This window comes from Catalinimonas locisalis, assembly GCF_038039535.1.
In the GTDB taxonomy this organism is placed as follows: Bacteria; Bacteroidota; Bacteroidia; order Cytophagales; family Cyclobacteriaceae; genus Catalinimonas.
On record NZ_JBBPHP010000010.1, the window covers coordinates 133,309 to 154,937 of the forward strand.

The following is a 21,629-nucleotide window of genomic DNA, read 5'->3' on the forward strand; positions in this document are numbered from 1 at the left end:
AAATTTCCTTCAATATATTACACGAATACTAAAATGAGCGAGTTTTCCTGTAGATACACTCTACCACTCTCAGTTTACAAAATAAAATTTAAGGAAAGTTTATTCACCTGATTCGGCATATTTATTCTCATAACTTATCCCTCCAAAACCGTGGAGGTATAATGTTCGGGAATAACGGAATATGACCGGAAGTAAAAGTAAGACAATTAGCGGAACAGTCACTATGTAGACCCATAGGTCAGGATCTCCGAAAACATTATAAAGAACGAATGCAGTAGCCAATAGCACGCCCATAGTCAGGGCATAACTAACGTACATTGCACCAAAGAAGAATCCAGGTTCTCGTTCAAAGATGAGTTGGCAATGTGGACAAGTTTTGTTGGTAGCAGTAAAATGATGAGGCTTCTCAATGAGACTATATTTAAACAAATTTCCCTGTCTGCAGCGGGGACATTTATGGTTTAGTATAGCGTAGGGTAGTGAATTTTTTGGCATTCTCTTTACTTTTCTTATACCATAAAAAAGCTAGTACAGCTATAATTAGGTAGGGAGTAACAAAAAGATATAATATTCCGAAGTTCAAACCTGATCCTAAGGCAGTTTCTCCTGCGCTTACATTATTTTCTATGGTAGTTCTGCACATCGCGCATTGTGCCATAAGATTTTGAAAACCAGTGAGCATCAATAAACTAAATATGCTTAATAGCTTTTTCATAACATTGGAACGTTTAGTGCAGAACATTTTCATTTCACTTAGAGTTCTGAAATCTAAAGTAATGATCAATAATAGGGACTAATCATCAGATATACAATTACACCCGTAACTGACACATATAACCAAATAGGATATGCAAAACGTACTACTTTCCGGTGTTTACTGATCTTATCTGTTAGTGCATAGAAAAGTGCAAAGAGCACAAACGGCACCACTATCGCCGCTAGAATAATGTGAGAAATCAATATTCCCAAATATACCGTCCTCATGGCTCCTAATTGCTCAGCTTCTGTTTCTTCTAATATTCCATTACCGTTGATATCACCATAAATCGTGGAAGCTGCACTTGAATGATAAATTACATAGGATACCAGAAAGATTGAGCCCAGAATAAATGCTATGAGCATCGCGGTTTTATGATATTTGACTTTCTTCTGCTTGATAAATACCAGCCCTGCAACTAAAGCCACTGAAGTAGTCGTATTGATCAAACCATTGAGGTGCGGCAAAACACCAACCCAGTCGCTTTCAATATCAAGTTTAGTAGGGGAAAACATAAGAATAGACACTACAATAGGTATTGCAATTGATAGTACTCCTATAAGTATAAGATAGCGATTTTCGTTGGCTGTTTTAATCATGGTAAGCAACTTCCTGCATATACTCTAAAATCTTGACTTCTCCCTTTAACCTATCAATTTCATCAGAATCCACCCCATTATAATACCCTCTGATCCTCTGGGATGAATCCGTAAGTATCAAGGTAAAATCCTGGTCCGAAGACAATACAAACCCACATTTTTTTAGATAATTTACCTTTTGCTCTTCACCTTTTAAAAAGTCCCACTCACCTGCATTGGCATTAAAACGACTCTTAAAAGAAGCTAGTTCATCAGTAGAATAATTCTCTCCAGCAATAACAAGGATTTTGAAAGCTTGTTCCTGAGCCAGCACACTTTGAATATTAGCTAACATTTCAAGTACCAACTTACAGCTATCTTCACATTGCTCGGGCAAAAAATAACTTAACAAAATTTTGCCTTTCAGCGCTTCTGAACTCAGATTCTCACCATTTATTTGTGTTAATACAAAGTCCGGTAAAGTATGAGGCTTATTCTCTGAACTACAATCAGCTATTGTGTCAATTCCCTGAGAATAGTAGACTGGTAAATCAAAATTATTGCTACCAAAAAACTTAAGAAAAAGCCAAATAAAAACCGGTATCGCTAAGGTTAAGAGCAGGATACCGGTCTTTAATTTTTTATTCATCAAATGCTAACTTACTTGTTCAATATTGATAAGAATGTTTAGGCTTCAGTTAAAACTTCAGTTCAAATATAGAGGCCCCTTCTGCCAGCAAAGCAATTATCAGCCATATTACAAATATAATAGGAATCAATATTGACCAGATTAACGTTTTCACTTCACCTTTAAGGTGCATGAACTCAGCAACTATATAGAAAGCTTTCACTATTGTGAGGGCCACGAAGGTAAAATATAGTAAAGGTCCTCTTGGTAGAACAGTTGCCAGAACGAATTCTATTGCAGTAACAATTGCCAAGATCAAAGCAATCATCCACAACTTTTTAATTTTACTTTTATCTGCCGGTTGATAGGCTACCGAACTGGTTTCGTCTAATTCACCCATGTCTTGTTACTAATTATATCAAATAGAAAAATGTAAATACAAATACCCATACTAAATCCACAAAGTGCCAGTACAGCCCTACTTTCTCTACCATTTCATAATGTCCTCTTTTCTCCAGCACACCAACTGCTGCCTGATAGAAAATGATAAAGTTAAGCACTACTCCGCTAAATACGTGGAATCCGTGGAAACCAGTAATGAAAAAGAACAGAGAAGCAAATAAAGGAGGTCCATATTGGTTTTGCATCAAATTAGCTCCAAAAAATACCGAGCCATCAGGAAACAAACCCCCGGCATCAGTACCATGAATAAAGTGAGACCACTCCCAAGCCTGGCAGCCTAGGAATGTAATTCCGCCTACTAGGGTCCAGAGCATCCATTTCACCACTGCTTTTCTGTCCATCCTATGACCAGCCTCCACTGCAAGCACCATAGTCACACTGCTAAGAATCAGAATGAAAGTCATGATACCCACAAATACCAGCGGAAGCTCTACACCATGCAGGAAAGGTACTGCTTCAAAAACCTTTTCTGGAATAGGCCAGTACTCCTGTGAAAACTCAAAATCTTCTACCTCTCCGGTATAAGCAGGATATGAATATCTAATAAGTCCGTATGAAATAAGTAGCGATGAAAAGGAAAAGGCATCAGACAAGAGGAAAAACCACATCATTAGTTTTCCATAACTGGCTTTAAGCGGTGATACACCACCATTCCAGATATTCTTCTGCTTTACTTCATCTACGCTTGTTGCAGTTGTAGCCATTGTATACTCGTGAATTAATGATTAAGAAGCAAAAATAGGAATAAATAGAGCCAAAGTCCATCTAAAAAGTGCCAATAAGTTGCACACATTTCTATTTGGTCTGTACTCTTAGCATGTACTTTATAACGAAATGCATTTACCAAAACAACCAAAAGGAATATTACACCACTCAATAAATGCAAACCATGAAGCCCAGTCAATACATAAAGAAATGAACCCGCAGGATTACCCACAAAATATACATCCATGGCTACCATATCCTGCCATGAGAGTAATTGTCCTACCAAAAAAGCAAGCCCTAAAATAGCAGTAATACCCATGCTTATCTTCAGGCTACCAAGGTTATCTTTTTTGGCTGAGATATATGCCCAATGCATACTTATACTACTCAGAAAAATAATAGCTGAAGTAATATACAAACGTTGAGGCAATTCAAAATCTAGCCAGTTACCTTCTGATTGACGTACAATATAAGCACTGGTGAGTGCCGCAAATATCATTACTACCGTTACAATAAACAGCCACAATGCAAATTTTTTAGGATGCATTGAGAGTGTCTGCTTGGGTTCTTCTATGTATCTTAAATTGAGATTTTCTAAATCTATCTTCTGTTCCATCCCTGCTATAGTTTATCTAAGAGAAAGGCTATTTGCACTACCGGCAAATAAATAAATGATCCGAACATGATTTTTAAAGCAGATTTATGTGAACAATCTACCATTAAACGAAATGTTTGGAATAAAAACAATGCTCCACAAAGCGTAGCAATAATCGCCGAGTCTACACCAGTAATTCCAAATTTCAAGGGCAATAAACCCAACGGAATTAAGAAAAGGGCATATGTCATAATTTGTACAGCTGTTTTAAGGTCTTTTCCTCCTCCTGAAGGCAAAAGCTTAAAGCCTGCTTTTTTATAATCTTCATCAGCTACCCATGCTATTGCCCAGAAATGAGGAAACTGCCATATGAATTGAATTCCGAATAACACCAAAGCCTCAGCACCTATCTGTCCACTATAAGCTACCCAGCCTAATAGAGGTGGTAATGCGCCTGGAAACGCACCAATTAATACTGCAATTGGGCCTACTCTTTTCAATGGAGTATACATGAAACTGTAGGCTACCAAAGAGAGTAAAGCTAAACTTGCAGTTAAAAGGTTAGTGTATTGTAGTAGCATCCACAAACCGACAGAAGCATTAATCAAAGCAAATAAACTAGCCTCAGCTACACTGACTTTATTTGTAGGTAATGGTCTGTTTTTGGTTCTACTCATCAATTTGTCCAAATCTTTTTCTATGATCTGGTTGATGGTAATAGAGGCTCCGGAAATAAGAAAGCCACCTATACTCAAAATTATCAATGTTGAAAAATCAATCGGTCCCTGACTGGCAAGTATATAGCCAAAAGCAGAAGAAAAAGCCACTAAAAATGAAAGCCTGAACTTCATTAGTGTTATATAAGCACTAAGCTTTTCGCGCAATTCACTGATTCCTAACTTAACTGTAGACTTGGTAGCTATCATTATTTATTACTTTGTTACTATGTCCTACAAAGTGTGTTTCACTATTAGCTCTTCCGGCTTGGATTTTCATCCAGATGTAAAGTTGTATCCCAAATACTAGAGAAGCAAATAATAGATGTAGTGGTTGAGCCATTCGCGGAATCGCAAAATATGCCATAACCACACCTGACAATACTTCAGCTAAAATGACTACTAATAATACCAAAGTATTATTCATTAAGTTTCTCTGATTACCATAATATTTTACTACTCTGGCTAAGAGAAAAATATGTGCTAAAACGATGATAATGGAGAAAGATCTATGAAAATAGAAAGCAAATCCTAGTTGATCAATCCAGCTTTCTCTACCTGTGAAATTCATCTTTTCTGCTACTAAGTCAACTTCCTCCCTCACCTGCGTACCCATCACTACTTGTATAACCGTAAGAAAGATCAATATGAGTAAAGTGTAATTGATTGTCTTGGATGGGGCAAATGTAATTGCGGAAAGTGTATCCTTACGTGCTCCAATGTATTGATATGTTAATAAAGCCAGGATAAGCAAAGCCAACAGCATATGGACAGTAATCATCCATTGCAGCAGATTGGTAGATACTACGATAGATCCGATCCATCCTTGAAAGCCTACTGCAATAAGAGACAAAAATGAAACCACAAACAACTTGCTATGTGTACCAATAAAACTTATGGAACTCAAAAAAGTAGAAAAAATTAATAAACCTACGATTACACCTATCAAACGATTGATATACTCCGTCCAGGTTTTGTTAGCATTAAAGGTAGCTTCAATCAAAATGCTATCATCATTTCTGATTTCATCAGCAAGATTTGAAAACCCCAGAACATCAAGATAAGCAGTAAAACGTATATTCTTATCTTCTCTTTGTTGAGCGTATATTTCTTTATAATTGGCAGGCAGATCATTTACAGAAGTCGGTGGGACCCATTGTCCAAAACATTTTGGCCAATCCGGACAACCCATACCAGAACCTGTACTTCTGACTACTCCTCCTACGAAAATCAGAAAATAAATGGAGACTAAGGTGATTAAGCTTAGTCTCCTGTATAGTCGTATATTAGGCTTTAGCCTCATTTGTACTTGAATCCACTTTGGCTTCTTCCTTTTCCTCAGCTATTAATTCATTTTCATGAGGGAGATTAGATTCCGGCGTGGCTGAAAATGGTATATGTTGTGGAATAAAATCATCCTTGGCTCCAGGCTTACTATAGTCATAAGGCCATCTGTAAACTTTAGGAATAGCTCCTGGCCAGTTTCCATGCTCAGGGAAACGAGGAGTAGTCCACTCTAAAGTATTTGAATTCCAAGGATTAGCAGGAGCTAACCTTCCACGATACATGCTATGGAAGAAGTTATAAGCGAATATAGCCTGTGCAGTGAAAGTAAGTATTGCAGCCACACTAATGAACATATTCAGATCAGCGAATGTACCGAATAAATCAAAAGTAGTGAATGAATAGTATCTTCTAGGGAAGCCAGCTATACCAATATAATGCATTGGGAAGAATACCAAATAAATTCCTACGAAAGTTAACCAGAAGTGGACGTACCCTAGGTGTTTGTCCATCATTCTACCATACATTTTAGGGAACCAGTGGTAAACACCCGCCATCAATCCAAAGAAAGATGCGCTACCCATCACCAGGTGAAAATGAGCTACTACAAAATAAGTATCATGAAGTTGTATATCAATTGCAGAGTTACCTAGGAAAATACCTGTTAAACCTCCAGAAATAAATACTGATACCAGACCGATTGAAAACAACATGGCTGGTGTGAAAACTATATTTCCTTTCCAAAGCGTAGTCAAGTAGTTAAATACTTTTACTGCTGAAGGTACAGCAATAATCAGTGTTAGGAACATGAATATAGATCCTAAGAATGGATTAAGACCAGAAACAAACATATGGTGTGCCCACACTACGAATGAAAGTATTGTGATACCCAACATTGATCCTACCATTGCACGATATCCGAAGATAGGTTTTCTTGAGTTAGTAGCTACAACCTCTGATGTGATTCCCAGAGCTGGTAAGAGTACAATATATACTTCCGGGTGACCCAGGAACCAGAACAAGTGCTGATAAAGAATTGGACTACCTCCTACGTTAGGAAGTGCTTCACCTCCAATATAGATCTCTGAAAGATAAAAGCTGGTTCCGAAGCTTCTGTCAAACACTAACAACAGAGAAGCTGCAAATAATACAGGAAATGAAAGTAAGCCAATAACAGCAGTGAGGAAGAATGCCCAGATCGTAAGCGGAAGTTTGGAAAAGGACATCCCTTGAGTCCTCAGGTTAATAACGGTTGTTATATAGTTAATGCCTCCTAACAACTGAGAAGCAATAAAGAAAACCATTGACACTAACCATAAAGTCATACCCGCTTGGGAACCTTGGATTGCCTGGGGCAAAGCACTTAGAGGGGGATAAACTACCCACCCTCCTGCTGCTGGGCCTGTTTCAAGGAATAAAGAGATGAACATGATTACACTAGCCAGGAAAAAGAACCAGTACGAAAGCATGTTCATAAACCCTGAAGCCATATCCCGAGCTCCAATCTGAAGGGGTATAAGATAATTACTGAAAGTACCACTCAATCCAGCGGTAAGCACAAAGAATACCATAATGGTACCATGCATAGTGACTAATGCCAGATAAAACTCAGGATCTAATGATCCTGTAGTGCTAATCCAATCTCCAAGCAAAGGTCTGAGAAATTCCAGATTCATATCTGGAAATCCTAACTGAAGACGGAAGATAATGGATAACAACCCACCAATAAATGCCCAAAGAATACCTGAAAAGAGGTATTGCTTAGCAATCATTTTATGGTCGGTACTAAAAATATAGGTTGTGATGAAATTACCATGGTGATGTTCTTCATCATGTCCATGATTATCATGTGCCAAAGACTCGTTACTTATATTTGCTGTAGCCATACAGATAAGTTATTAAATGCTTAATGCTTATTTTCCTTCAACTTCATTGTCCAAGCCGGCACTTATTAATGCCAGTTCTTTCATATCACTTGGCACTTTAGCCAAATAGTCAGGATTTTTTTGTAGCCAAGGCTGCTGATCAGCATACCATTGCTCATATTCTGCGGGTTCCACAACTTCTACCATTTTTCTCATAGAAAAGTGGCCTCTTCCACATACTTCAGTACAATAGATATAGAAATTGAAATCAGGATCACCCAGTTCTTCTCTCATTTCTGCTGTTGTTTTATTAGGAGTAAACCAGAAACGAGTTGGCATACCAGGAACAGCATCCTGCTTCAAGCGAAATTCAGGGATGAATACACTGTGTAATACATCTCTAGCCCTAATTTTAAACAAGATTGGCTTACCCTTAGGAATAACCATCTTAGTTCCTGAAGAAAAATCATCAAACGAAGCTCGGTCCGTAAAGTCCATGCCCCACATATTCAATGGATCAATTAAGCGGAAGTCATAATCGCCCAACTCATTATCCTGTCCAGGGTATCTAAATTCCCACCCAAACTGGTAGCCCATTACTTCAACAACTTCAGCATCTTCAGGGGCTTTTTCAGTAATATCTGACCACGCTTTCCATCCGGAAAAAACCAAAATTGAAAGCACAATTGCCGGAATTACGGTCCATACAACCTCCAATTTACTGTTATCAGGATAGTAGAGAGCTTTTCTGTCTTTCTTAAATTGATATTTGTAAGGGAAATAAAACAGGAGTATTTGTGTGATAATAAATACGATTCCTGTTACGATCATGGTAATCCAAAATAGTCTATCAGTAACTATTCCATGTTCTGTTGCAATAGGAAGCTGGTAGCTATCAAATCGTGCCACAGAATACCAGGTAGTAACAGCCCCAGAAACCAATAAAAATAAGAAGAGCAGTAATGCGTTGATCTTATTGCTGGAAGAAGCAGAATCAGGCTTCTTATCTGACCCTCTTGCTACATTTACCAGTCTTAGTATTCTTAGTATGGTAAGAATAATGGCGACAACTAAAATTACGCCTATACCTATGAATAATTCAAACATAATTGCTATGCTGTTTTAATAAATCAAGTGTGATGATGGATACTTTCTTGTAACATAGGATGGTTTTTGGCAACCAGAGGAGCTTTTGACAGATTATTCAAAACTACAAATAGAAAGCCTGCCAAATATATCATCGTAGTACCTAACTCAACAAAACCTAAACTACCATTTTCTTTCAAAATTCCAGGGGTGATCATAAGGTAAAAGTTAAGCCATTGCCCAACCATAACTACCACACAAACCAACTTCAAAAATATGGTGTGGCGCTTTGAATCTCTCGTCATTAAAACTAAGAAAGGAAAGAAGAAGTTCAGGATTAATGTACCAAAGAAAAAAGGTGAATAATAATCACTTTCAAGTCTTTCAAGGAAGTAAATTGATTCTTCCGGAATGTTTGCGTAGTAGATCAATAAAAACTGGCCAAACCAGATGTAAGCCCAAAAAATACTGAAAGCAAAAACAAATTTTCCTAAGTCATGTAAATGCTCGGAGCTAACAATATTGATATATCCGTTTTCTCGTAGTATTACCACACACAAAGTAATCGCTGCTAATCCTGCAACAAACCAGCTGGCAAAATTATACCAACCATACATGGTGCTAAACCAGTGCGTATCTATTGACAAGGTCCAGTCCCAAGCAGAAGTAGAAGATGTAATGGCAAAAAATACAATAAAGATTGTAGAGTATTTTACCATTTTATGATAATGAGCTACTCCCCCATTGATGTCTTCAGCCAGGGACTCTTTCCTGATGAGCCTATACATAAAATACCAAACACCAAAATATATTACCATTCTGATAATGAAGAATACTGAATTCAGATATCCTCTCTTACCCGCAATAATTGAATCATACCGTGGATCACTTTCATCATATAGATACTCATGTGTCCAGTGAAAGATAGTATGTCCACCCACTAAAAACACGACTAACATTAATATACCTGCGTAAGGCAACCATGCTCCAAATGCCTCAGGAATTCTTTTGATTCCAGCAGACCAACCTGCCTGAGCTGCATACTGCAGAGCTACGAAGAATAATCCTATCACTCCTAGTCCGGTGAAGTATACATTATTAATCCACAAGCTAGTATACAAACGATCATACCAATGAAACTCAGAGTGACCGCCACCGTGTCCAGCCGAAGCCCCGTGTGCTGCTTCTGCTGCATGTCCTCCCCCACCGAAGATTAGTAATATTACCCCCAGTATCAGAAGTACCACCCCCACAATACCTAAAGTGGCTATCTTTTTCTTAAGGCCTGCATTAAAATTGAAATGTTCTGCTGTCATCTTTTAGCGCGACTTTAGAGTTGTATTATTTTTTATTGTTTTTGCAATTGCTGTACATAGCGCACGATCTTCCAACGATCTTCTATATCTATCTGAGATCCGTGTGCATTCATTCTGCCTCTACCGTAAGTGATGGTATGAAAAATATGCCCTTCAGTAAGCTCGGCATATCTCCCTACTTTGTACGATGGTACACCCAAATATACTTCTGCAACAAGCCCATCTCCCTGACCTGCTCCACCATGGCAAGAAGAACAAAAGCTCAGATATAGCGCCTGACCATCAGCAAGTACAGCCTCTGTAGAATCCAAAGGGTTCGTTAAAACTCTTGAAGCTAGCTCAATACTATCTTTTGGAATGCGATAAGGAAGATAATCACCTGGATTCCTGCGAACAGTATTGGCAGCAGGCTCACGCATGGTCATACCAAAAGGATTGTTAGGATTAGAGTTGTAGTACTCTCCTACACCATCATCAATTGAGCTTAGCCACTCACCTTGCTCAGTATCAGTAATTTGCGTTAAAGGCTCGTAGGGAGTAGAATGATACATCTGAGGTGCATATTCCAAACCAGGAAATTCACCTTCAGCAGAACAGGCTCCAAAAACAGCTGCAAGTACCAGTAGGTATATATTCTTTCTAAATATCATTTTCATCATTGATTTACATGCTTTTCTCATTCACTTCCACAGCTCCTGAATCCTGCAATATCTTCTTGATTTGAGCGAGCTCTGTTTTGCTATTTTTAGACAAATCTATAGCCATTATGTGTTTATCGTCAGTCGCTCTCAGATCAAAAACTTTTGCTTTTCCGTAAGGACGAAGATCACTTATAACCAAAAAAGTAATTACCATTCCAAAGGCAGATAGCAAAACTGTGAGCTCAAAGGTTACCGGGAAAAAAGTTGGCAACGAAGTATAATTTTTACCTCCGATAATCATAGGCCAGTCAATTCCCATCATATAGTATTGCATAAGCAGTGCTAGAGAAGTACCTAAAACTCCGAAAATAAAGGCTGCAATTGGTAGTCTTGACCTCTTGTAACCTAAGGCATGGCCTAGACCATGCACGGGGTAAGGTGTATAGCACTCATGAATCTTTACGCCCGCCTCTCTTACGAACTTAACACCTTTGAGAAGTACGTCCTCATCGCTAAAAACACCTATCAGATAATTCTTATTTTTCATGATATTAATTAAGCTTCTTTAGGAGTAGGATTCATTACATTTCCAGTTTCTACTGGATCTTTTGTGGTAGATCTCTCTGAGGAAGATCTCAGAATTGCTTTCACCTCTGCCATGTTGATCACCGGGAAAAATTTGGCAAACAGGAAAAACAACGTAAAGAACAAACCAAATGTAAATAGGTAAACCCCGACATCATATAAAGTGGGAGTAAACATAGCCCAGCTTGAGGGAAGGTAATCTCTGTGAAGAGATGTAACAATAATCACAAATCTTTCAAACCACATCCCAATGTTGACCACAATTGACAGAATAAAAGTAGCTACAATATTAGTTCTGATCTTTTTGAACCAGAAAAGCTGTGGTGAAATTACGTTACACGTCATCATAGTAGCATATGCCCACCAGTATGGTCCGGTTGCACGGTTTAGGAATGCATACTGCTCATATTCAACGCCCGAGTACCAGGCCATAAACAACTCGGTAAGATAGGCCACCCCTACAATTGAGCCAGTAACAATGATGATAATGTTCATCAGCTCAATATGGTTTATGGTGATATAATCTTCCAGTTTGTATACTTTTCTGGTAATCAGCATTAGCGTCAATACCATCGCAAAACCTGAGAAAATCGCACCTGCCACAAAGTATGGAGGGAAAATCGTAGTATGCCAGCCTGGTATTACTGAAGTAGCAAAGTCAAAAGATACGATGGTATGCACTGACAATACCAGAGGAGTGGCAAGACCTGCAAGAATTAATGATACAGACTCATAGCGTTCCCAGGCTTTAGCTGAACCAGTCCATCCCAGGCTTAGCGCACCATAAACAGTTTTAGAAACTATTCCTTTAGCACGATCACGAATACTGGCAAAATCCGGCACAAGTCCGATATACCAGAATACCAGGGAAACTGAAAAGTAAGTACTAATCGCGAATACGTCCCAAAGTAAGGGGGAGTTAAAGTTTACCCATAAGGAACCAAAAGTGTTTGGTAAAGGCAATGCCCAGTAAAATCCTAACCAGGGACGCCCCATGTGAATCACGGGGAACATAGCCGCACAGATAACAGCAAATATTGTCATCGCCTCAGCTGCACGGTTGATTGAAGTTCTCCACTTTTGTCTGAACAAAAGAAGCACCGCTGAGATCAGCGTTCCAGCATGACCAATACCTACCCACCAAACGAAGTTTGTAATATCCCATGCCCAACCAACTGTCTTATTTAGTCCCCACATTCCGATACCTTCCCATAAAGTCATTACCAAAGCATAGGCTCCGATAACTAACACACCTAAGGAAGTAGCGAGGGCCAAAAGCCAACTAACAGTGGGTTTGCCTTCAACGTGTCGGCAAATGTCATTCGTTACATCATGTATAGTTTTCCCTCCTGTTACCAGAGGCTTACGTACTGAAGAAGTAATTTCCATAATCTCTTATTTATATGGCTTTATGCATTAGGAGACTCTTCGTCTTTATTTCTAATCTTAGTAAGATACCAGATATTAGGGCTGGTATTGATTTCCTGAAGTACACGGTACGCACGACCTTCTACTTCTTCTGCCAACATTTTTGACACTTTACTTTCAGGATCATTAATATCACCAAAAGTAATTGCATCAGTGGGACAAGCTTCTGCACATGCAGTGTTAACATCTTCATCGGTAGGTCTGCGTCCCTGCTTTCTCGCTTCAAGTTTACCTAACTGAATACGCTGAACACAGAAAGTACATTTTTCCATCACACCACGTGCTCTTACAGTTACGTCAGGGTTCAATACCATTTTACCTAGATCGCTGTTCATCGCTGTATTTACAGCAAACTTCTCATTGTCATGGTATTTGAACCAGTTAAACCTTCTCACTTTGTAAGGACAGTTGTTGGCACAATAACGGGTTCCAATACATCTGTTGTAGGTCATCTGGTTTAAACCTTCTGTGCTATGTGTAGTAGCTGCTACCGGACAAACTGTTTCACAGGGTGCATTGTTACATTGCTGACAAAGCATCGGCTGGAAAATTACTTCAGGGTTAGCGGAAGCGATTTCCATTTCCTTTAGGTCTTCAACTTCATCACTGCTATAGTAGCGGTCAATGCGCAACCAATGCATTTCACGTCGGTTGATTACCTCTTGTCTTCCCACTACTGGAACATTATTTTCTACCTGACATGAAACTGTACAGGCATTACAGCCAATACAACTATTTAAGTCAATGATCATATTCCAGTGGTGGTTGGGGTATTTATGTCCTTTCCACAATGAAATAGAACTAGGCTCTTTCTTTCCTTCAGCAGTTGCAATCATTGGTTCAAAGCGGCCTGCTTTTGGATTTTCTTTATATTCACTCAGCAGGGCATCTTGAATAATAGTCTCACGGCCCATGTAAGTGTTATGAGTTTGTGTCTGGGCTATCTTGTAAATCTCATCAACAATCTCAATCTGAACATTAGGATAGAAATTAGCATAATATCCATTCATTTGAGGGGCTAAAGGATACACGTTTACTCCTACCCCTTCAGCAACTTTTCCAGCTACTTTTCTTCCATAACCTACCGCTACACCAACTGTACCTTCTGCCTGACCAGGTTGAACCAGCACTGGAAGAGTAATAGTCTGTTCACCAGCGGTTAATCTGGCAAAATTGGTTTTTCCTTCACTGTATTCTACTCCCATATCTTCAGCCATTTTCTGAGACATGGTAATATAATTATCCCAGCAGGCTTTAGTGATTGGATCAGGAGTTTCCTGTAACCAGGGATTATTTGCCTGGCGTCCACTACCTATGGCAACTTTTTGATAAAGTACCAGGTCAGTTCCTTCGCTAGGCTGATATGTGCTATTTACTCTTGAAGCTACATTTGATAAATCCACCGAAAAGGCTTCATTAGGAAAGCCAACTGATCCCGTTCCAGGAGAAGGAACGGTAACGTCAACCTCCATGGCCCCATCATATAGAGCCTTATCAAAGAATCGGTCAAAATCACTCTCTGTACTTTGAGCCTGATATAAAGTCTCTCTCCAATTATTTTTTACAAATGTATAATAGTCAGTCTCAGCTGCATTAGCCCAGCTTAGGAAAGATGATTGAGCCTGTCTTGTATTAAATATAGGTGAAATGGCAGGTTGAACTAAGCTAAACCTTCCTCTCTGTGGTTCAGCATCATTCCATGATTCCAAAAAGTTATGATCAGGAGCTATATAATTACACACTGCCGCAGTTTCATCTGGCTTTTCAGAGGTAGAGACTTTTAATGCGACTTTTTCCATAGCAGCATTTAAAGCTTCACCCTCATGAAAATCATATACCGGATTACAATTATAGAATATCAATCCACTTATTCTTCCTGCATTGGCATCAGCAACCAGCTTTGACATCGCTGCATCATCACCTTTGCGGAAGTAAGAGGGTCTTTCTATGTCTAATGTAGTTCCATAACTTCCCAGCATTTCATTGATAGCGATGATCAAGCTCTGGATGGCTACATCATTGGAACCAGAAACAACAATAGACTTACCACGGTTGGCCCATAACTGATTTGCAGCTTCTTCTAAATGAGCAACTTCTCCAGCATCATTAAAAGAAGCAGAAGACCTTCCGGCTTTTGCTGCCAGTAAATTATATAGCCTTCCGATTACTAACCCTTCCTGAGAAGGTTTAATCTGAGTACGATAATCAGCATTAGCACCAGTCATTGATAAGTTAGACTCAAACTGATAATGCCTTGACATATCAGTTTTGTTACGGCTTACTTTTCTGGTTTCAGCATATTGCTTTGCAAAAGGAATTGGGGCGATCCATGTACCTAAAAAGTCTGCTCCGAAACTAACAATGATATTGGCTTTGCTAAAATCATGTGTTGGAAGAATCCTTTGCCCTACAGCTGACTGATATGCATCTAAAATTCCGTCAGCTGACTGATTATCATACATCACGTGGTTCATTCCAGGATAAGCCTCCAATAAGCTATTGATCGCAGCCTGAGTAGAAGGACTAAGTACAGTGTGACTTACAATCACCTTATTTCCTCCTTTTCTTAGCTCTCCTTTTATTGCTGAATCTAATTCTTGCCAGGTGGTAGGCTCTCCATTCGCCATAGGAGTTTGGTATCTCTGCTTATCATATAACGATAAAACTGAGGCCTCAACTTGAGCATTAGTTCCCCCTAAAGTTACGTTAGAGCGCTCATTTCCTCTGAGTTTAATTGGTCTGCCTTCTCTGGTTTTTACTACTATACTGCAATAATCACCACCATCCATATATGTTGATGCGTAGTAATTAGGAATTGATGGATCTACATCAACTGGCTTTACCACATAAGGAATTGCCTTTCTTATGGGTGCTTCGCAGGCAGCGAGAGTGGCTGCACTAATTCCAAAACCCATCATCTTAAGAAAATCACGACGTGAACTACCGTCTGATAACTCACCATTTCGTTTCTTCTCATCAATAGGCAAGTATTCAGGAAACTCTTTATCAGCATGCTTAACGAACTCTGCATCATTTCTGAGCTGTTCTAATCCTTGCCAGTATTTTTTATTATTTGCCATCTTATTGATAATGTCTTTTCGTTTGAAGTAAGAGAAGGATTAATAGTGACACTTAGAACATTCCAGACCACCAATATCCTCTACTCTCATTGGTTCATTACTATCTGCTGACTCGTGCAACTCCAGTAACTTGTCATAGTAATCATTTCCCTCAGCATTTACTTGTGTTTCTCTGTGACAGTTGATACACCATCCCATAGTTAATAATGAATGTTGGTAAACCACTTCCATTTCCTGAATAGGACCATGGCAGGTCTGACATTCAATACCTCCAACATTTACATGTTGAGAGTGATTAAAGTATGCCAGATCAGGCAGATTGTGAATCCTTACCCACTCAATAGGCTGTTGATTATTACCGTAGGTTTGCGTTTCAGGGTCAAAATCAATGGCCGCGTATATTTTCTGAATTTCGGGGGACTCAGTCTTGATTTGCTGATGACAATTCATACAAATATTTGCTGATGGGATGTTGGCAGACTTGGCTTTCATCACCCCTGTATGACAATATTGACAGTCAATCTCATACTGCCCGGCATGAAGTGCATGAGAGAAGGCAATGGGCTGTTTAGGCTGATACCCTTGCTGTATACCCACTGAATACAAGCCATTAATTACCAGCTTTACAGCAATCGCCATAAAGAGAAAAAGAGATATTCCAATAAAAGGCTTACTGGTTACTACTTTCTTTACATCTGTTTTTTGGCTGATGATCTCTCTATCCTCATCATCAAGGTCTTCTTTCTGACTTAAGAAACGACTTAGTACTGAAATGATGAGCACCAATACCACAAGTATCAGTACTAGTACAATTAATAATCCAACAAGTATAATAGTCAGATAATCTGAAGAAATGCCTCCAGCAGCCGCTGCACCTCCCGCTGGCGCTTGCCCATCTGCTGCCGCAGTTTCAGCAGTTTCAGCTGGAGCTGCAGATTCACTCTTGATATAAGCTACAATTGAATTAACCTGCTCATCCGAGAAGTCAAATGAAGGCATCAGGGTTTTGTTGTACTCATTGTAAAGGTTCACTGCATATTCATCACCACTCTGGATAACAGCCTGAGAGTTTTTGATAAATCGCTGCAACCAATCAAGATCACGCCGCTCATGCACGTTCTTCAATGCAGGACCAACCACCTGGTTATTGATTGCGTGACATACAGTACAGTTATTAGTGAACAAAGTTTTACCTTCATTGATAGCTGCCTCGTCTGTTGGTAATCCATCTGCTGACGCAGAGGCAGCTTCTTCCGCGGGAGCTTCCTGAGAAGCTTCGTCCTGTGCATAGGAAGCAGAAAAGCTTAGGGTGAAGGCGAGACAGATAAAGAGGTAACGAAGTGCGTAAGATTTACAAAAATGCCAGTCTAATCTATTTTTCAACATTATTTCCCGTGATTTTAAACACCCACAAAAGTAATACGCGAACAATTGATTTCAAACATATTTCAACCAAATTGGTACATGCTTTGATAGAGTACGATCTTAACATACAAATATTTGATTACCAAGTATTTAGACACATCAAACTACACTTAGGTAGTAAATTTAGAATGAGTATAAATAGTGTTAATTTGGAACATTTTTCAATGACTGCAAAAGTTAAGATTATCAGAGTCAATAAGTTCTCTACTCACTTAATGCTCTCCACATTTAAGGAAAGACATGATTAAGTATTCATTTTCCGTAATAAGCTAACAATTCAAAAAAAAAGCCGGGAACAATTCCCGGCTTGAGGTCGCGAGCGGATTTGAACCGCTGTAGGAGGTTTTGCAGACCTCTGCCTAACCACTCGGCCACGCGACCTTTTATTAAGTATTTTGGTGTTGGGATGCAAAGGTATAAATCCTGCTGATTTATACAAAAGTTTTTAAAAAGAGGGGGAGTATTAATCCCCCTACTTTATTGACCTTATTTTTTTTCTTCAGAATCTTCTTCTTCTTCAGAATCGTCAGCTTCCGCTTTAGGCTTAGCCTGCTCCTGCTCTTTCTTATCCATTTTCTCCTGAGCAGCTTTTTTCTGCTCTTCCTGCATCTGCTCTTTCAAGCTGGAAAGCGCTTCCAAATCACCAAGGGTATCACCTGCGTCGGCTCCACCACCTTGTTTACCTTTACTTTTCTTGCTCTTTGATCCACCACTGCTTGAAGTAGAAGGTGCTGGTGTAGTAGGTTTCTCCTCTACTTCTGAATATACATTAGAATGTGAAAGCACAATTCTACGATCTTCTTTAGAGAATTCCACCACTTTGAAATCTAAGGATTCACCTACCTGAGGTTCAGTACCATCTTCTTTCTTAAGATGTTTGAAGCTGGCAAAACCTTCAATTCCGTAAGGAAGCTCAATTAAAGCACCTTTGTCAATTTTACTCATTACTGTTCCTTTGTGAACTGAGTTAACTGGGAAAAGGTCTTCAAAAGTATCCCAAGGGTTTTCTTCTAACTGCTTATGTCCAAGCGCCAGACGACGATTATCTACGTCAAGTTCTAATACCTGTACTTCAAGCTCTTCGCCTACTTTGGTAAACTCTGATGGGTGCTTTACTTTTTTTGTCCATGATAGGTCAGAAACGTGAACCAGGCCGTCTATACCTTCTTCAAGTTCAATAAACAAACCGAAGTTAGTCAAATTACGGACGATCCCTTTATGTACAGTGCCTACCGCATATTTGGTAAGCAGATCCTGTTTTGTCCAAGGATCTTCGGTAAGTTGCTTGATACCCAATGACATCTTACGCTCATCGCGGTCAAGGGTGAGTACTACCGCTTCCAGTTCGTCACCAATGCTGATGAAGTCCTGAGGGTTGCGCAAGTGCTGAGACCATGACATTTCAGATACGTGGATAAGTCCTTCCACACCAGGCATTATTTCAAGGAATGCGCCATAGTCGGCTACATTTACAATCTTGCCTTTTACCTTAGATCCCACCTGAATCTCTTCTGATAGTGAATCCCAAGGATGAGGAGTAAGCTGCTTCATACCGAGAGAAATTCGCTTCTTCTCATCATCAAAGTCAAGTACAACGACGTTGACTTTCTGATCCAGATTAAGCACTTCTTCAGGATGATTGATTCTACCCCAAGAGATATCTGTAATGTGCAACAGACCGTCTACTCCTCCTAAGTCAATAAAGACACCGAAGTTGGTCATGTTCTTGATCACACCTTCCAGTACCTGACCTTTTTCAAGGTTATTCAGGATACGAGCTTTCTGCTCTTCAAGGTCTTTCTCAATTAGTACTTTATGAGAAACTACTACGTTGTCGTTAGCATAATTAATTTTGACAACTTTCACTTCCATTTTCTTGCCTACAAATACATCAAAATCACGAATAGGCTTAACGTCTATTTGTGAACCAGGCAAGAATGCCTCTACTCCATATATATCACAGATAAGACCACCTTTGGTACGGCGTTTTACTGTACCTTCAATTACCTCATCATGATCAAGAGCATGTTGAATTTTTTCCCAAGCCTTTACAATTTTTGCTTTCTTGCGGGAAAGAATTAATTGACCCTGGGCGTCTTCCTGTTCCTCTACATATACTTCTACTTCGTCACCCACTTTAAGGTCAGGCATGTCACGAAATTCTGAAGAAGAAACCAAACCGTCAGACTTGAATCCAATGTTCAGAATGATGTCGCGATCATTGATACCTACCACGGTACCAGTTACAACTTCATTTTCGTTTACTTGAGTCAGGGTATCATCATACATGGAAGCCATGTTGGCTCTTTCTTCCTCAGTGTACTCTTCACCGAATCCACGCAAATCAGCCTGATCCCAATCAAACTTTTCTTTTTGTACTTCTGCCATATTAAGATTGTTGCTCTAGTTACATACTAACCTTAGAGCGATGGGGTTAGCAGTTTTGGTTATACATTATTTATTAAAATAGAAATTAGGGAGCTTGCCCCTAATTTCCCGCAAAAATAGTAAGTTCTTTAATCTGTGACAACTTATTAAGGATTTTACTTGCAAAAAGTTCCCTATATATTAACACAACAGTATTGAAACTAAACTTTGAAATAGAAAGTGATTATATTTTTAGTTTAAGGCATGTAAGCCTCACGGGCTGCTTTAAACTCTGAACCACTCTTCCACTCAGGAAAATTCCTTTCATTGGCTAATCTGTAACCGACATTAAATAATAACTGTGCATCTAAAACCATACCTTCAAAATTCCATTCATCGGGCAGATACTCATCAGATGGCTGATGATAATGCTTTTGGGTCCAGGCAGTATTTTGCTCTTTAGTCCATGCTTTACCTTTTTCCATTTGTTCAGACTCTCCACTTGCGTATAAAGCCGGTACTCCAACTTTGGCAAAATTAAAATGATCAGAACGGAAGAAGTATCCTTTTTCCGGCTGAGGATCGGGGATAATGTAACGGTTCTGAGCCTGAGCAGCAGCTTCTACATACTCGTCCAATTCAGACTGCCCATAACCAACTACAGTTACATCTTTCATAGGCCCTAAAAACCAAATACCATCCATATTGATATTGGCAACAGTTTTATCTAATGGATAGATCGGATTATCAGCATAGTAAGCAGAGCCCAAAAGCCCCTGCTCTTCAGCGGTAACGGCCAGAAAAATTATGCTACGTTCAGGCTTTTCATCCAGTTTGCTAAAAGCATTGGCTATCTCCAGCATGACTGAGACTCCACTGGCATTGTCAAGTGCTCCATTATAAATGGAATCGCCTTCCACTGCTTCATTAATTCCTATATGATCCCAATGGGCGGTATAGACTATGTATTCATCCGGATATTCATTCCCCTCTACTTTGGCGATCACATTCTTTGAGGTGGCTGACTTGTGCGCAACATCTATAGAAAGTGATGCTGACATTCCCATGGGCAAGGGCTTAAAGCCTGGCTGACGAGCCATACCTAAATAATTTTTGATTTCGGCCATTTCAAACAACTTTTGTGCTGAGGCTATATCCACCCAGCCTTCAAAAGCACAGCGTGACATATTATTATCATCTGGCTGAAGATATAGGGCTTTGCCAGTCCAGCTACTTCTTACCACACCCCATGGATATCCCGCCGGAGCAGTGTTGTGAACTATAATTACCCCCTCTGCTCCTTGTCGGGCCGCTTCTTCATATTTGTAGGTCCAGCGTCCGTAATATGTCATGGTATTTCCTTTGAAGAAAGTAGAATCCTCAGCTCCAAAGCCAGGATCGTTGACCAGTACTACTGCGGTTTTTCCTTCCATATCTATTCCCTCATAATCGTTCCAGTTATACTCTGGAGCTACAATGCCAAAGCCACAAAATACCAGTTCAGAATCATTTACATCAATCTGGTCAGTGACTCTACGAGTGAGCGCAACAAACTCATTCCGATAAGTCAGACGCATAGTTTCATCACCGGCTTCAATGACTAAATCAGTGGTTGGAACAGCATCAATTTCTACTAAGGGAACTGCCTGTAAATAACGCTCTCCATTACCTGGCTCAAGGCCCATTTGCTGAAACTGTTCTGTCAGGTAAGCTACCGTTTTTTCTTCACCCTCAGAAAATGGCATTCTCCCTTCAAATTCATCCGAAGCCAGGGTAGAAACGTGTTTTTTAAGATTCTCAGTGCTAATATTTACATCCATTGCTGTGGATGCTGCTTCACTACTCGTATTTGAAGAATTACAAGAAATAACTAACAGCATTGAACTTAAGCTAGCCAAGTAAATGATAAAGGCTACTGGAAATTTTCTAATCATCATAAGGTATACATCAAAATGGTTATATAAATCCTCTAATAATGCTATTTATTGATAGGCAATCATAGCAAATTTATTACCCGCGCGTGATTTCCTTCAAAATAAGCCTAAAAAATTTCAAAACATGAAAGGGATTTGTGAAAGTAATTTATTACCAAATAATATATGGCATGAAAA

19 protein-coding genes and 1 tRNA gene are annotated in these 21,629 nt (G+C 39.4%); all 20 read right to left on the reverse strand.

Features of this window, described 5'->3' with window-relative positions; genetic code table 11:
* Positions 1-99 precede the first annotated feature (99 nt).
* Complete coding sequence (locus WJR50_RS15045) at positions 100-429, reverse strand: DUF983 domain-containing protein (RefSeq protein ID WP_341294123.1); 330 nt, start codon at positions 427-429, stop codon at positions 100-102.
* 25 nt (positions 430-454) lie between these two features.
* Positions 455-715 (reverse strand): CAMCR motif-containing small membrane protein, encoded by a 261-nt coding sequence (locus tag WJR50_RS15050; RefSeq protein WP_341294124.1) that lies wholly within the window; start codon positions 713-715, stop codon positions 455-457.
* Between the two features lie 65 nt (positions 716-780).
* Entirely contained in the window at positions 781-1,356 is a 576-nt protein-coding gene (locus WJR50_RS15055) for a DUF420 domain-containing protein (RefSeq protein ID WP_341294125.1), read from the reverse strand.
* The gene (locus tag WJR50_RS15060; protein WP_341294126.1) at positions 1,349-1,984 is read right to left on the reverse strand and encodes an SCO family protein; all 636 of its coding nucleotides are present in this window, start codon (positions 1,982-1,984) and stop codon (positions 1,349-1,351) included. The genes WJR50_RS15055 and WJR50_RS15060 overlap by 8 nt, the downstream gene beginning before the upstream one ends.
* A gap of 49 nt (positions 1,985-2,033) precedes the next feature.
* On the reverse strand, positions 2,034-2,363 hold the full coding sequence (locus WJR50_RS15065) for a cytochrome C oxidase subunit IV family protein (protein ID WP_341294127.1): 330 nt from the start codon (positions 2,361-2,363) through the stop codon (positions 2,034-2,036).
* A 13-nt stretch (positions 2,364-2,376) separates the two neighbouring features.
* Positions 2,377-3,129 carry a cytochrome c oxidase subunit 3 gene (locus WJR50_RS15070; protein ID WP_341294128.1) on the reverse strand — a complete coding sequence of 251 codons (753 nt, stop codon included), beginning with the start codon at positions 3,127-3,129 and terminating at the stop codon, positions 2,377-2,379.
* A 14-nt stretch (positions 3,130-3,143) separates the two neighbouring features.
* Positions 3,144-3,746, reverse strand: coding sequence for a cytochrome c oxidase subunit 3 (locus WJR50_RS15075; protein WP_341294129.1), 603 nt, complete (start codon positions 3,744-3,746; stop codon positions 3,144-3,146).
* Between the two features lie 5 nt (positions 3,747-3,751).
* Entirely contained in the window at positions 3,752-4,651 is a 900-nt protein-coding gene (gene cyoE, locus WJR50_RS15080; protein ID WP_341294130.1) for a heme o synthase, read from the reverse strand.
* Positions 4,626-5,744, reverse strand: coding sequence for a COX15/CtaA family protein (locus WJR50_RS15085; protein WP_341294131.1), 1,119 nt, complete (start codon positions 5,742-5,744; stop codon positions 4,626-4,628). The genes cyoE and WJR50_RS15085 overlap by 26 nt, the downstream gene beginning before the upstream one ends.
* Positions 5,728-7,611 carry a cytochrome c oxidase subunit I gene (locus WJR50_RS15090; RefSeq protein WP_341294132.1) on the reverse strand — a complete coding sequence of 628 codons (1,884 nt, stop codon included), beginning with the start codon at positions 7,609-7,611 and terminating at the stop codon, positions 5,728-5,730. The genes WJR50_RS15085 and WJR50_RS15090 overlap by 17 nt, the downstream gene beginning before the upstream one ends.
* Positions 7,612-7,638: 27 nt before the next feature.
* On the reverse strand, positions 7,639-8,697 hold the full coding sequence (gene coxB / locus WJR50_RS15095; RefSeq protein WP_341294133.1) for a cytochrome c oxidase subunit II: 1,059 nt from the start codon (positions 8,695-8,697) through the stop codon (positions 7,639-7,641).
* Positions 8,698-8,720: 23 nt separating this feature from the next.
* Complete coding sequence (locus WJR50_RS15100) at positions 8,721-9,992, reverse strand: quinol:cytochrome C oxidoreductase (RefSeq protein WP_341294134.1); 1,272 nt, start codon at positions 9,990-9,992, stop codon at positions 8,721-8,723.
* 32 nt (positions 9,993-10,024) lie between these two features.
* The gene (locus WJR50_RS15105; protein ID WP_341294135.1) at positions 10,025-10,651 is read right to left on the reverse strand and encodes a c-type cytochrome; all 627 of its coding nucleotides are present in this window, start codon (positions 10,649-10,651) and stop codon (positions 10,025-10,027) included.
* Positions 10,652-10,655: 4 nt separating this feature from the next.
* Positions 10,656-11,183: a DUF3341 domain-containing protein gene (locus WJR50_RS15110; RefSeq protein WP_341294212.1), complete on the reverse strand. Its 528-nt coding sequence runs from the start codon at positions 11,181-11,183 to the stop codon at positions 10,656-10,658.
* Between the two features lie 5 nt (positions 11,184-11,188).
* Positions 11,189-12,607 (reverse strand): NrfD/PsrC family molybdoenzyme membrane anchor subunit, encoded by a 1,419-nt coding sequence (gene nrfD / locus WJR50_RS15115; protein ID WP_341294136.1) that lies wholly within the window; start codon positions 12,605-12,607, stop codon positions 11,189-11,191.
* Positions 12,608-12,627: 20 nt separating this feature from the next.
* Positions 12,628-15,726, reverse strand: a complete 3,099-nt coding sequence (locus WJR50_RS15120) for a TAT-variant-translocated molybdopterin oxidoreductase (RefSeq protein ID WP_341294137.1) — start codon at positions 15,724-15,726, stop codon at positions 12,628-12,630.
* Positions 15,727-15,765: 39 nt separating this feature from the next.
* Positions 15,766-17,112: a c-type cytochrome gene (locus tag WJR50_RS15125; RefSeq protein WP_341294138.1), complete on the reverse strand. Its 1,347-nt coding sequence runs from the start codon at positions 17,110-17,112 to the stop codon at positions 15,766-15,768.
* Positions 17,113-17,461: 349 nt separating this feature from the next.
* Positions 17,462-17,532, reverse strand: a tRNA-Cys gene (locus WJR50_RS15130).
* Positions 17,533-17,637: 105 nt separating this feature from the next.
* Positions 17,638-19,539 carry a 30S ribosomal protein S1 gene (rpsA, locus tag WJR50_RS15135; protein ID WP_341294139.1) on the reverse strand — a complete coding sequence of 634 codons (1,902 nt, stop codon included), beginning with the start codon at positions 19,537-19,539 and terminating at the stop codon, positions 17,638-17,640.
* A gap of 236 nt (positions 19,540-19,775) precedes the next feature.
* Positions 19,776-21,338, reverse strand: a complete 1,563-nt coding sequence (locus tag WJR50_RS15140) for a M28 family metallopeptidase (RefSeq protein WP_341294140.1) — start codon at positions 21,336-21,338, stop codon at positions 19,776-19,778.
* Between the last annotated feature and the right edge of the window lie 291 nt (positions 21,339-21,629).